The organism is Streptomyces sp. NPDC057654, assembly GCF_042800135.1.
GTDB lineage: Bacteria > Actinomycetota > Actinomycetes > Streptomycetales > Streptomycetaceae > Streptomyces.
In genome coordinates this window covers 1-12,639 of sequence record NZ_JBHVHQ010000163.1, presented here as the reverse complement: position 1 = coordinate 12,639, position 12,639 = coordinate 1, and the positions used below count along the sequence as shown (strand labels likewise).

The window sequence follows — 12,639 nt, the reverse complement described above, 5'->3', positions numbered from 1 at the left end:
CCTCGGGCCCGTCCGAGAACGCCGCCTCGACCTCTCCGACCTCGTCGGTGCGCATCATCACGTGCACCAGGTCGCCCTCCTGGAGGACCGTCTGCGAGGTCGGCAGGATCGCTTCGCCCAGCCGGGTGATGAACGCGACGCGCACCCCGGTCTCCTCCTGGAGCCTGCTGACCTTGTGGCCCACCCACGCGTCGGAGGTGGGCACCTCCGCGAGCTGCACGCCGCCGCTGGGGTCCCGCCACAGCGGCTCCGCGCCGGACGGCAGCAGCCGCCGCAGCATCTGGTCGGCGGTCCACCGCACGGTGGCCACGGTCGGGATGCCCAGGCGCTGGTAGACCTCGGCGCGGCGCGGGTCGTAGATGCGGGCCGCGACATTCTCGACGGAGAACATCTCGCGCGCCACCCGGGCCGCGATGATGTTGGAGTTGTCGCCGCTGGAGACCGCGGCGAAGGCCCCGGCCTCCTCGATGCCCGCCTCGCGCAGGGTGTCCTGGTCGAAGCCGATGCCGGTCACCCGGCGCCCGGCGAAGCCCGCGCCGAGCCGCCGGAACGCCGTCGGGTCCTGGTCGACCACCGCGACGGTGTGGCCCTGCTGCTCAAGGGTCTGTGCGAGGGCGGATCCCACGCGGCCGCAGCCCATGATGACGATGTGCATACGCCCTTACCTCGCACCTTCCCTGAGTGCTGTGATGTGGGCAGCCATCGTTCATCATCCTTCCGAGCCCCTGCCGGGGCCACCACGGGGGCAGTGCCGGTCGGCCGTGCCGTTTCGGCGACCACGCTACCTGGGATCGCGGCCACTGCCTCCATTCAGTCGTAGTGACGAGACTCGGACACACGGTCACGGGGGTGGTTAGGATGATCACCGCGTTCCGCTTGACGGCGGGCGCAGGGACGCCGACTCGCCTCCCCACACGCCCATGTCCCTTTCGTTCCCGAGGAATTGATGTCTGATCACATACCGGCGGCGGTGATCTGGTGCCTGGCGGCGGCCCTGGCGGTGACCCTGGTCCTGCTGGTGCGGCAGCGGCAGATCACCGCGGGCGTCCGCAAACGCGCCGCCGCCCTGGAGAGCAGCCTGCGGGCGCGGGACGAGGAGATGCACCACCTCGCCACGGTCCGGCTCCCCGCGATCGAGGACTCCGCGAACCAGCCGGCGCCCCCGCCCGGCCTGCTCGACCAGCGGCTCACCGGCACCGCGTACGCGCACAGCCTGCAAACCGTGATGGACCTCTTCCGCCAGGCCGGGGACCGGGCCAAGGCGCGCGCCGAGCAGTCGGCCAGGGCGGCCCTGAAGGCGTCGATGCGCGCCCTCCAGGGGCTCGCCCACGAGCAGCAGCTGTCCATCTCCGACATGCAGGACCGGCACGACAACCCCGACGTGCTGCGCGACCTGCTGGAGATCGACCACGCCAACTCCCAGTTCGGCCGCCGCGCCCAGGCCATCGCCGTGCTCTGCGGCTCCTGGCCGGGCCGCCAGCGCACCGCCTCCGCCATGACCGACGTGGTGCGCGGCGCGAAGTCCCGCATCCGCGACTACCGCCGCGTCCAGGTCCACAGCCAGGCCGACATCGCCGTCATCAGCCGGGCCGTGGAGCCCGTGGTGCTGGCCGTCGCCGAGCTGCTCGACAACGCGGCCCGCCACTCGCAGCCCAACACCACCGTCGAGGTCAGCCTCCAGCCGGTGCACAACGGCGCCTGCGTCGTCATCGACGACGCCGGAGTCGGCATGGACGGCCATGAGGTGCAGCAGGCCGCGGCCCTACTCGGCGGTGAGCGCGTCGCGGACGTCTCCCGGCTCGGCGACCCGCCGCAGTTCGGCTTCGCCGTCATCGGCGTGCTCGCCGCCCGCTACGGCTTCAGCGTCTCCGTCGACACCCGCTCGCCCTACGGCGGCGTACGGGCGGTGGTCTTCCTGCCCAGCGCCCTGCTCACCCACCTGGACGCGGACGCTCCGGGAGCCGCCCAGCAGGCCGCGCAGCCCCAGCAGGCCATGCCGCAGGCCCCGCAGCAGCGCCCGCCCCGGCGCGTACCGGCCGCGGCGCCCGCCGTCGACGAGCTCCCGGACCCGTACGAGACCCCGGCCCCGCCCCAGGCCCCGTACACATCCCACGCGGGGACCCCCGGCGCGGTCCACGGGTCCACCGCGGGCGGCCTGCCCAAGCGCCGCCGCAGACAGGCCGCGCCCCAGCAGCAGGACGGGCCCGCCGCCGGATACGGCCAAGACGCCGGATACGGAGCCGACGCCGGGTACGGGACCGATGCCGGGTACGGCGCGGCGCCCGCCGCCCAGCCCCCGCAGGAACGGACCGCGGAGGAGACCGCCCGCCGCATGGGCGCGTTCGCCCGCGGCACGAGGTCCGGCCGCAGCGCCGCCGACGCCACCGAAGACGAAGGGAACCCCCACGCGTGAACGACCACATGAACAACGAGCTGGGCTGGATGCTCGACGAGGTCGTGAAGATGCCCGAAGCGCGGCACGCGATCCTGCTCTCCGCCGACGGCATGCTCCGCGCCCACTCCCAGGGCATCGGCCGCGACGAGGCCGAGCGGCAGGCCGCCGGCCTCTCCGGACTCCAGTCGATCAGCCGCTCCACCGGCGAGTTCTGCTCGCACGAGGAGAGCCCCTGGCGGCAGACGCTCGTCGAGTTCGCGCACGGCTACGTCTTCCTGATCGCCGCGGGCCCCGGCGCGTACCTCGCGGTCTCCGCCACCGACGAGGTCGACATGGAGGCCGTCACCTACCGCATGCAGAAGCTCGTCGACCGGCTCGGCAAGGAACTCACCAGTCCGCCGCGGCAGGACGCCTCCTGGCTGGGTACCGGCAGCCCGGCATGACCCCGCCCCGGCGCGACCCAGGACGCGACAAGGGACTCGTGCGGCCGTACGTCGTCACCGACGGCCGCGCCTACCCGACCCGCAACACCTTCGACCTCGTCACGCTGGTCATGGCGCAGGGCGACCGGCCGCTCGGCGGCCTCAGCCCCGAGAAGCGCAGGCTCATGGACCTCTGCCTCGGCGGCGCCCTGTCGGTCGCCGAGGTCTCCGGCCACCTGATGCTGCCCGTCAGCGTCGTCAAGGTGCTGCTCGGCGATCTCGTGGACAGCGGGCATATCACCACCAGGTCCCCCATCCCCTCGGCCCAGCTGCCCGAGGCCCAGCTCCTTCAGGAGGTGCTCGATGGACTCCGCGCTCGCCTCTGACGGAGACCTCTATCTGCGGCAGAGCGTCCGTACCGCGGCGAAGCTCCTGGTCGTGGGGCACTTCGCGGTCGGCAAGACCACGTTCGTCGGCGCGCTCTCCGAGATCCGGCCGCTGCGCACCGAGGAGACGATGACGCAGGCCGGGGCGCATATCGACGACCTCGCCGGCACCGAGTCCAAGACCACCACCACGGTCGCCATGGACTTCGGCCGCCTCACGCTCAGCGACAGCCTCGTCCTCTACCTGTTCGGCGCGCCCGGCCAGAAGCGCTTCACCCGGCTCTGGCAGGACATGACCCGCGGCGCCCTCGGCGCGCTCGTCCTCGCCGACACCCGCCGCCTGGAGCAGTCCTTCGACGTCATGGGACTGCTGGAGGAGCACGGCCTGCCCTACGCCGTGGCCGTGAACCACTTCGACGGCGCGCCCGTATACCCCGAGGAGGAGATCCGCGAGGCCCTCGACCTGCTGCCCGAGACGCCCCTGATCACCTGCGACGCGCGCGACCGGATCTCCTCCACCCGCGCGCTCATATCGCTCGTCGAATACCTCCAGACCCGCACCGCCCAGGAGTACGCGTGACCTACCGCCCCGACGCCGGCGCCCCGCCGCCGGGCTGCCCCGCCCACGCCGGCGGCGGCCCGCTCCCCGGGCTCGCCCAGCCGGGACCCACCCCGCTGTACGGGCCGGACTTCGCCGCCGACCCGTCCGCCGTCTACGAGCGGCTGCGCGGGTACGGGCCGGCCGCCCCCGTCGAGCTGTCGCCCGGCGTGCACGCCACCCTGGTCACCGACTACCGGGCCGCCCTCGAAGTGCTGCGCAGCCCGGAGAAGTTCGCCAAGGACGCCCGCCGCTGGCGCGCCCTCGCCGACGGCCGCGTCGGCGCCGACAACCCCGTCGTGCCGATGATGGGCTACCGGCCCAACTGCCTCTTCTCCGACGGCGAGGCCCACCGGCGGCTGCGCCAGGCCGTCACCGACAGCCTCGGCCGGGTCGACCCCGCCGCCCTGCGCGGCTACGTCGAGCGCAGCGCCGACACGCTCATCGACCGGTTCTCCCCGTACGGCGAGGCCGACCTCCTCGGCTCGTACGCCAAGGTCCTGCCGCTGCTGGTCTTCAACCAGCTCTTCGGCTGCCCGCCCGCCATCGGCGAGCGGCTCATGGGCGCGATGTCCGCGATCTTCGACGGGGTCGACGCCGAGCGCGCCAACGCGCAGGCCACCCAGAGCTTCATCGAGCTCATCGGCCTCAAGCGCGAGCAGCCCGGAGCGGACGTCACCTCCTGGCTGCTGGCCCACCCCGCCGGCCTCGGCGACGAGGAGATGATCCACCAGCTCGTCGTGCTGATGGGCGCGGGCACCGAGCCCCAGCAGAACCTCATCGCCAACGCGCTGCGTCTGCTGCTCTCCGACGACCGGTTCGCGGGCGACCTCTCCGGCGGCGCCATGCCCGTGGAGGACGCGCTCGACGAGGTCCTCTGGCTCGACCCGCCGATGGCCAACTACGGCGTCCACTACCCCGTACACGACCTCGACTTCGGCGGCGTCCGGCTGCGCGAGGGCGAGCCCGTCGTGATCAGCTACGCGGCCGCCAACAACGACCCCGGCCTCCTGTCCGAGCAGCGCGGCGGCAACCGCGCCCACCTCGCGTGGAGCGCCGGCCCGCACACCTGCCCGGCCAAGGACTCCGCCCGGCTGATCGCCGCCGTCGCCGTCGAGAAGCTCCTCGACCGCATCCCCGACCTCGAACTCGCCGTCCCCGCCGACCGGCTCGTCTGGCGGCCCGGCCCCTTCCACCGCGCCCTCACCGCGCTCCCCGTCCGGTTTCCCCCGGTACCGGTGCCCATGCCCGCCCCGGTACGCGACCAGTTCGACGAGACACCTGGAGACAGTCGATGGAACGTCAGACCTGCCCCGTCGCAATCGACCCCGCCGGCCACGACATCCACGCCGAAGGCGCCCGAATCCGCGAGCAGGGGCCCGCGGCGCGTGTGGAACTCCCTGACGGCGTGGTGGCGTGGGCGGTAAGCAGCCCCGCCCTCCTCAAGCAGCTGCTCACCGACCCGCGGATCTCCAAGGACCCCCGCCAGCACTGGCCCGCGTGGATCAACGGTGAGATATCCCCCGAGTGGCCGCTGTTCACCTGGGTGGCGGTGCAGAACATGTTCACCGCCTACGGCAGCGACCACCGGCGGCTGCGCAAGCTGATCGCCAAGGCGTTCACCGCCCGCCGCACCGCGGCCCTGCGCCCCCGCATCGAGGAGATCGTCGCCGGCCTCCTCGACACCCTCGCCGCGACCCCGCGCGGCGAGACCGCGGACCTCCGCGAGGGCTACGCCTACCCGATCCCGATCCAGGTCATCTGCGACCTGTTCGGCATCGACGACGAGGCCACCCGCGCGGGCCTGCGCGACTGCGTCGACTCCGTCTTCCACACCTCCGCCGACCCCGCCGAGGTCACCGCCACGTACGCCCGTATCTACGAGATCCTCGGCGGGCTCGTGGCACAGCGGCGCGAGCAGCCCGGCGACGACATGGCCAGCGTGCTGATCGCCGCCCGCGACGAGGACGACGGCGCGGGCCTCAGCGAGCAGGAGCTCGTCGACACCCTGCTGCTGGTCATCAGCGCCGGCCACGAGACCACCGTCAACCTCCTCGACAACGCCATCCACCTGCTGCTCACCCACCCCGAACAGCTCGCCCTCATCCGCGAGGGCAAGGCCGGCTGGGGCGACGTGATCGAGGAGGCGCTGCGCGTCGAGGCGCCCGTCGCCAACCTGCCGCTGCGCTACGCCGTCGAGGACATCGAACTGGACGGCGGCATCACCTTCCGCAAGGGAGACGCGATCGTCGCCGCCTACGCCGCGGCCGGCCGCGACCCGCGGCGGCACGGTGCGGACGCCGACCGCTTCGACCTCACCCGCCCCGACAAGGAGCACCTCGCCTTCGGCCACGGCGTCCACTACTGCCTCGGAGCGCCGCTGGCCCGGCTGGAGGCCGAGATCGCGCTGCCCGCGCTCTTCGAGCGCTTCCCGGACCTCGCGCTCGCCTGCCCGCCGGAGGGGCTGCGGCCGGTGGAGTCGTTCATCTCGAACGGGCACCGCAGCCTGCCGGCGCGGCTGCACGCGACGGTGGCCGTCTGATCCGGTGAGCAGCGGCCCGCGGGTCCGGTCAGCGGGATGGCCGGGCCCGCGGGCGTGTTCCGGGCCGCAGCCGTAGCCGTGGGCGACGGCGCGTTCCGACCGTCACGGTGTACGGGCGAGCGTGCGTCACGCACGGCATACGGGCAGGTGGACGCCCTCGGGCCGACGGGGCGCGCGAGGGACCCGCGAGCGCCGTCCGAGGGGCCCGGAGCGACCCGTGAGCGGCCGCGTACCGCCACCGGAGCCGATCCGGGCCGGACGGCCCATGGGTGGCGGGTGGGCGACCGTAATCGCGAGCGCTTACGATCCTCTGCGTGTCCAAACTGACCGACGTGCCGAAACGGATCCTCATCGGCCGAGCGCTGCGCAGCGACAAGCTGGGCGAGACGCTCCTCCCCAAGCGCGTCGCGCTCCCCGTCTTCGCCTCCGACCCGCTGTCCTCCGTGGCGTACGCGCCGGGCGAAGTGCTCCTCGTGCTGTCCGTGGCCGGCGTGTCCGCCTACCACTTCAGCCCGTGGATCGCCGTCGCGGTCGTCGTGCTGATGTTCACGGTGGTCGCCTCGTACCGGCAGAACGTGCACGCCTACCCGAGCGGCGGCGGCGACTACGAGGTCGCCACCACCAACCTCGGCGCCAAGGCCGGGCTCACCGTCGCCAGCGCCCTGCTCGTCGACTACGTGCTCACCGTCGCGGTCTCGATCGCCTCGGGCATCGAGAACCTCGGCTCGGCCATCCCGTTCGTCGCCGAGCACAAGACGCTCTGCGCGATCACCGTCATCGTGCTGCTGACGGTGATGAACCTGCGCGGCGTCAAGGAGTCCGGGAAGCTCTTCGCCATCCCCACGTATGTCTTCGTGGGCGGCGTGTTCCTGATGATCCTGTGGGGTGTCGTCCGGGGCCTCGTCCTCGGCGACACCATGAAGGCCCCCACCGCCGACTACACGATTCACGCGGAACACCAGGGCCTGGCCGGGTTCGCGCTGGTCTTCCTGCTGCTGCGGGCCTTCTCGTCGGGGTGTGCGGCGCTGACGGGCGTCGAGGCGATCAGCAACGGCGTGCCCGCGTTCCGCAAGCCGAAGAGCAAGAACGCGGCGTCCACGCTGGCGCTGATGGGCGGCCTCGCCGTCACGATGTTCTGCGGCATCATCGCGCTGGCCATGACCACCAAGGTGCGGATGGCGGAGCACCCGGCCACCGACCTGCTGAACAACGGCAGGCCGGTCGGCTCCGGCTACACCCAGAACCCCGTGATCTCACAGGTCGCGGAGGCGGTCTTCGGCCACGGCTCGCTGCTGTTCATCATCCTGGCGGCGGCCACGGCGCTCGTCCTGTTCCTGGCGGCCAACACCGCGTACAACGGCTTCCCGCTGCTCGGCTCGATCCTGGCCCAGGACCGCTATCTGCCGCGCCAGCTGCACACGCGGGGCGACCGGCTGGCCTTCTCCAACGGCATCGTGCTGCTGGCCGGCGCGGCGGCCGTGCTGACGTACATCTACGGGGCCGACTCGACGCGGCTGATCCAGCTCTACATCGTCGGCGTGTTCGTGTCCTTCACCCTCAGCCAGATCGGCATGGTGCGGCACTGGAACCGCCATCTGCGCACCGAGGGCGACCCGGCCAAGCGCCGTCACATGGTCCGCTCGCGGGCGATCAACACCTTCGGCGCGTTCCTGACGGGGCTGGTCCTGGTCGTCGTGCTGCTGACGAAGTTCACGCACGGCGCGTGGGTCGCGCTGCTCGGAATGGTGATCTTCTACGCGACGATGACGGCGATCCGCAAGCACTACGACCGGGTCGCCGAGGAGATCGCGGTCGAGGACGAGCGGGACGACGAGACGGTCCGCCCGTCCCGCGTGCACTCCATCGTCCTCGTCTCCAAGGTCCACAAGCCGACGCTGCGCGCCCTCGCGTACGCCAAGCTCATGCGCTCCGACTCGCTCGAAGCGCTGAGCATCAGCGTCGACGCGGCCGAGACGAAGGCCCTCCAGGAGGAGTGGCAGCGGCGCGGCATGGACGTACCGCTCAAGATCCTCGATTCGCCGTACCGCGAGATCACCCGGCCGATCATCGACTACGTCAAGAGCCTGCGGAAGGAGAGCCCGCGCGACGCGGTGAGCGTCTACATCCCGGAGTACGTGGTCGGCCACTGGTACGAGCACCTGCTGCACAACCAGAGCGCGCTGCGCCTCAAGGGCCGGCTGCTGTTCACGCCGGGCGTGATGGTGACGTCGGTGCCGTGGCAGCTGGACTCGTCGGAGGCGGCGAAGCGGCGGGCGCGCAGGCGGGCGGAGTGGAACGCACCGGGGTCGGTGCGCCGGGGCCCGGTGACGCAGCCGAAGGGGGAGAAGGCGGGGACGAAGAGGTAGCGGGGACGAAGAGGCAGGGGAGGGGGACAAGTAGACTGACGGGCTGCGACACCCCACCCCCTCCCCCCAGAACCACCCAGGAGCAATTCGCCATGCCGCTGCCGATGCCGATGCCGCAAGAGTCCGAAGCATCATCGTTGGTGGGCGAGGAGTACGAGGTCGAGGTGGGCCCGGTCGCGCACGGCGGGCACTGCGTGGCGCGTACGGACGGGGGCCGGGTGCTGTTCGTACGGCACGCGCTGCCGGGGGAACGGGTGAAGGCCCGGGTGACGGAGGGCGAGGAGAGCTCCCGTTTCCTCCGGGCGGACGCGGTGGAGATCATCGAGGCGTCGAAGGACCGGGTGGAGGCGCCGTGCCCGTTCTCGGGACCGGGGAAGTGCGGCGGCTGCGACTGGCAGCACGCCAAGCCGGGCGCGCAGCGCCGTCTGAAGGGCGAGGTGATCGCTGAGCAGCTGATGCGTCTCGCGGGCCTGACCCCCGAGGAAGCGGGCTGGGACGGCACGGTCATGCCGGCGGAGGGCGACAAACTCCCGGCGGGCGAGGTCCCGGCGTGGCGTACGCGCGTGCAGTACGCGGTGGACGCGGAGGGCCGCGCGGGGCTGCGCAAGCACCGCTCGCACGAGGTGGAGATCATCGACCGCTGTCTGATCGCGGCGCCGGCGGTGACGGAGCTGGGCATCGAGCAGCGCGAGTGGCCGCAGATCGCCTCGGTGGAGGCCATCGCGGCGAGCGGCTCCGGCGACCGCCAGGTCATCCTGACGCCGAAGCCCGGCGGCCGCCTCCCCATCGTCGAACTGGACAAGCCGGTCTCGGTCCTGCGCGTGGGCGAACGCGACAAGGCCGTCCACCGCGTCCACGGCCGCCCCTTCGTCCGCGAACGCGCCGACGACCGCACGTACCGCGTGGGCGAGGGCGGCTTCTGGCAGGTCCACCCGCAGGCCGCGGACATGCTGGTCAAGGCGGTCATGCAGGGCCTGATGCCGCGCAAGGGCGACATGGCCCTCGACCTGTACTGCGGCGTCGGCCTCTTCGCGGGCGCCCTGGCCGAACGCATCGGGGACAAGGGCGCCGTCCTCGGCATCGAATCCACCAAGCGCGCGGTGGAAGACGCCCGCCACAACCTCCAGGACCTCGACCGCGTCCGCATCGAACACGGCAAGGTCGAACAGATCCTCCCCCGCACCGGCATCAAGGACGCCGACCTCATCGTCCTCGACCCCCCACGCGCCGGCGCCGGCAAGCAGACCGTCCACCAACTGGCTTCGCTCGGAGCCCGCCGCATCGCCTATGTCGCCTGCGACCCGGCGGCCCTGGCCCGCGACCTGAACTACTTCGCGGAGGACGGCTACCGCCCGGTGACTCTGCGGGCTTTCGACCTCTTCCCGATGACGCACCATGTGGAGTGCGTAGCGATCCTCAAACCTGCCGCAAATGCTGCCTGACCTGCGGGTTTGGGTGAAGCGCATTATCTGCGGTGTGGGCGTTACGGGCGATATCTTGACGCTGAAATGACGCTCTCAGAGGTGTCTTGACGCTCGTATGACGCTCGTTCTGATGGGCTGTCAGCTGTGCCTTGGGGGCAACCTTCCCCGGCTCTTAGCCGTCGATCACTGTGGGATCCGGCGGAGCGACCGACGGCAGGCTTCGCTGGGTCCGCACGCGCGTCGTACACGGGGGAGCGGATGCTGCGGATACATTTCACGGACGCCGACTACGCGGCTGTCGGTCTGTGTGACCACCCGGATGTGATGTGGGAGTCCCTGCTGAGTCTCCATGCCCTGCAACAGCCTGATGCGTCAGCGGAGTTCGGGCCCTGGCGGACGGAAGTGGCCAGGGAGCTGGACCCGGTGGCCGTCGGCGGCCTCTTCTCGCTGGCGCCGCCGGTCGGCTACTCGCCGGACTTCCTCACCCCGGCCGGGACCAAGGGCTTCGAACAGGGTCTGGAACGGGTGCTGGCGACACCAGCCCGCCGTATGGCGCGCGAACTCGGCCGGCTCCACCCCGCACGGGCGTCGGCTCCCTACGTACGGAGTCTCGCCGCTGCCGAGTCCAAGCCGCTCCTGCTTCTGCGGGACGCGCTGCGCCACTACCACACGACGGCTCTCGCGCCCTACTGGTCGCACATCCGGCAGAGCGTCGGGGCGGAGTCCGCAATGCGGCTGAGGGTGCGCGAGGAGCTCGGGGTGCGGGAGCTGCTGCGGGGCATCCACCCGGCCGTCCGGTTGCAGGAGGACGTCCTCCGGATGCCGTATCCCGGTCCGGACCGCGAGGTCCGTCTCCGCGGCCGGGGCCTGTTGCTCATCCCGTCCTTCTTCTGCCGCAAACGCCCCATCTGCCTGCACGACCAGAAGCTGCCGCCGGTTCTCGTCTACCCCTTCGAACGCGAGGCGGACTGGCGTACGCCCACGCGCGGCGGCGGCAGCCTCCCCACCCGCGCCCAACTCGCCGCCCTCACCGCCCTGCTGGGGCGCACCCGGACCCTTGTCCTCGCGGAGATCGGCTCCGGGTGCACCACGGGCGAGCTGGCCCGGCGGCTGCGCATCTCCGCCGCGGCCGCCAGCGAGCACACGACCGCGCTCCGTCGGGCGGGCCTGGTGTCGACCGTGCGCAGCGGACGTACCGCGCGGCACGCCCTCACGGTCCTCGGCGCGGACCTGCTGCACCAGCGGCACCGGCCGCCCCACCCGCACAACCCTTCGGTCACAGCCGAAACATAGGAAAGCCGGTTGAGCGACCGCCGCCGCGCCGGGACAGTGACCCCGGGGCTGCTCCTGACGAGACGGGACAGCGTGTCGTACGGGGGGTTTCCATGCACGTGGCCGTCATACGCGTCGGCCGGGTCTGGGCGGCGGTGCTCGCCGTTCTGGCCTCGGTCCTCGTCGCCGGGGCGGGGCAGGCGGCGGCGGACGACCTTCCGCCGCTGCCGTTGGGCGGCAACTGCAACGTGGCCAGTGAGACCCAGGTCGGTCCCGGCACCATGGACTTCAGACCCACCGCCCTGCAACCGACACGCATCGAGGCGCCCGGCGGCATGGCCAAGACGAGCATGACGGGCACCCGCACCGAAAGCGTGACGACCACGGCCACGATCAGCGTGAGCGCCAAGCTCTCGGCCGCCGAGTTCGAGGCGTCGGCCTCGACCGGGCACACGGCCCAGACGAGCCTCACCTACGGGACCGAGGTCCAGCAGAACGTCTCCGTGCGGCCGGGCCAGTACGCCTTGGTCTCCTACGGCGTCTACTACTGGAAGACCACGTACGCGCGGACGTACACGATCCCCGGGTGCAACAAGGACTCCACCTTCTTTCCCTGGTTCGCCGACTACTCCTACATGCTGGTCCCGATGTACGCCGGCTGGAGGATCGAGTACTTCCCGCCGGGCGGTGGGGGCGGCAGCGGCGGCAACCCGCCCGGTCCTGTCACCGTGCCGACCAAGCCCCAGCTGGTGACGTCGGTGTACGGGCTGCCCGACGGCACCGTGCTCAGCACCAACGACACCCACCGCGTCTACAAGATGGCAGGCGGCGCCCCGATCTGGCAGTCCACCTGCGACGGCGGCCTGTGCCCCGACGCCAGGCCCACCACACAGGCGGTCATCGACGCCGGCCCCCCGGCGCCGTCGGACGGCGCCACCGTGCAGGACCAGCAAGGTCAGATCTTCAAGTTCGTCGGCGGCGCACCCGTCCGGCTCGCGACCTGTGACGGGGTCGGCTGCGGCAGCCCCGTGAAGGTCTCCACCTGGAGTGTCGCCGCGCTCGACCACATGCGGCCCGAGCCGTCGGACGGTGCCACCGCGCAGGATCAGCAGGGGCAGATCTTCAAGTTCGTCGGTGGCGCGCCCGTCCACATGGCCACCTGCGACGGCAGCGGCTGCGGTACCCCCGTCAAGCTCTCCACCTGGAGCATCTCGACGCTGGAGCACATGAGAAC

General features: G+C 71.8%; 10 protein-coding genes and 1 pseudogene. 10 read left to right on the top strand and 1 reads right to left on the bottom strand.

Annotated elements, in window-relative coordinates:
- Nucleotides 1–655: potassium channel family protein (locus ACFU99_RS15345; protein ID WP_384391293.1), on the bottom strand; the 655-nt coding region annotated here is incomplete at its 3' end.
- Between the two features lie 291 nt (nucleotides 656–946).
- Here ACFU99_RS15345 and ACFU99_RS15340 point away from each other — a divergent pair.
- The 10 genes and pseudogenes from ACFU99_RS15340 to ACFU99_RS15295 form a co-directional block, all read left to right on the top strand.
- Nucleotides 947–2,413: an ATP-binding protein gene (locus ACFU99_RS15340; protein ID WP_384391290.1), complete on the top strand. Its 1,467-nt coding sequence runs from the start codon at nucleotides 947–949 to the stop codon at nucleotides 2,411–2,413.
- Nucleotides 2,410–2,838, top strand: a complete 429-nt coding sequence (locus tag ACFU99_RS15335) for a roadblock/LC7 domain-containing protein (RefSeq protein WP_384391287.1) — start codon at nucleotides 2,410–2,412, stop codon at nucleotides 2,836–2,838. Before ACFU99_RS15340 ends, ACFU99_RS15335 begins: the two co-directional genes overlap by 4 nt.
- A complete protein-coding gene (locus ACFU99_RS15330) occupies nucleotides 2,835–3,203 on the top strand; it encodes a DUF742 domain-containing protein (RefSeq protein ID WP_384391285.1) in 369 nt (122 codons plus the stop codon). The genes ACFU99_RS15335 and ACFU99_RS15330 overlap by 4 nt, the downstream gene beginning before the upstream one ends.
- On the top strand, nucleotides 3,181–3,783 hold the full coding sequence (locus ACFU99_RS15325; RefSeq protein ID WP_384391282.1) for an ATP/GTP-binding protein: 603 nt from the start codon (nucleotides 3,181–3,183) through the stop codon (nucleotides 3,781–3,783). The genes ACFU99_RS15330 and ACFU99_RS15325 overlap by 23 nt, the downstream gene beginning before the upstream one ends.
- A complete protein-coding gene (locus tag ACFU99_RS15320; RefSeq protein WP_384391279.1) occupies nucleotides 3,780–5,228 on the top strand; it encodes a cytochrome P450 in 1,449 nt (482 codons plus the stop codon). The genes ACFU99_RS15325 and ACFU99_RS15320 overlap by 4 nt, the downstream gene beginning before the upstream one ends.
- A complete protein-coding gene (locus ACFU99_RS15315; protein WP_384391274.1) occupies nucleotides 5,192–6,343 on the top strand; it encodes a cytochrome P450 in 1,152 nt (383 codons plus the stop codon). Before ACFU99_RS15320 ends, ACFU99_RS15315 begins: the two co-directional genes overlap by 37 nt.
- Before the next feature lie 314 nt (nucleotides 6,344–6,657).
- On the top strand, nucleotides 6,658–8,709 hold the full coding sequence (locus ACFU99_RS15310) for an APC family permease (RefSeq protein ID WP_384391272.1): 2,052 nt from the start codon (nucleotides 6,658–6,660) through the stop codon (nucleotides 8,707–8,709).
- A gap of 92 nt (nucleotides 8,710–8,801) precedes the next feature.
- Nucleotides 8,802–10,151 carry a class I SAM-dependent RNA methyltransferase gene (locus tag ACFU99_RS15305; RefSeq protein ID WP_384391270.1) on the top strand — a complete coding sequence of 450 codons (1,350 nt, stop codon included), beginning with the start codon at nucleotides 8,802–8,804 and terminating at the stop codon, nucleotides 10,149–10,151.
- Nucleotides 10,152–10,391: 240 nt separating this feature from the next.
- Nucleotides 10,392–11,426: an ArsR family transcriptional regulator gene (locus tag ACFU99_RS15300; protein WP_384391266.1), complete on the top strand. Its 1,035-nt coding sequence runs from the start codon at nucleotides 10,392–10,394 to the stop codon at nucleotides 11,424–11,426.
- 92 nt (nucleotides 11,427–11,518) lie between these two features.
- A pseudogene (locus tag ACFU99_RS15295) lies at nucleotides 11,519–12,639 on the top strand (hypothetical protein); the annotation flags it as partial.

Excerpts from the sequence above, each read along its gene's own strand:
- ACFU99_RS15300 (WP_384391266.1), top strand. The coding sequence starts at position 10,392 with ATGCTGCGGATACATTTCACGGACGCCGACTACGCGGCTGTCGGTCTG.
- ACFU99_RS15325 (WP_384391282.1), top strand. The coding sequence starts at position 3,181 with ATGGACTCCGCGCTCGCCTCTGACGGAGACCTCTATCTGCGGCAGAGC.
- ACFU99_RS15340 (WP_384391290.1), top strand. The coding sequence starts at position 947 with ATGTCTGATCACATACCGGCGGCGGTGATCTGGTGCCTGGCGGCGGCC.
- ACFU99_RS15330 (WP_384391285.1), top strand. The coding sequence starts at position 2,835 with ATGACCCCGCCCCGGCGCGACCCAGGACGCGACAAGGGACTCGTGCGG.
- ACFU99_RS15305 (WP_384391270.1), top strand. The coding sequence starts at position 8,802 with ATGCCGCTGCCGATGCCGATGCCGCAAGAGTCCGAAGCATCATCGTTG.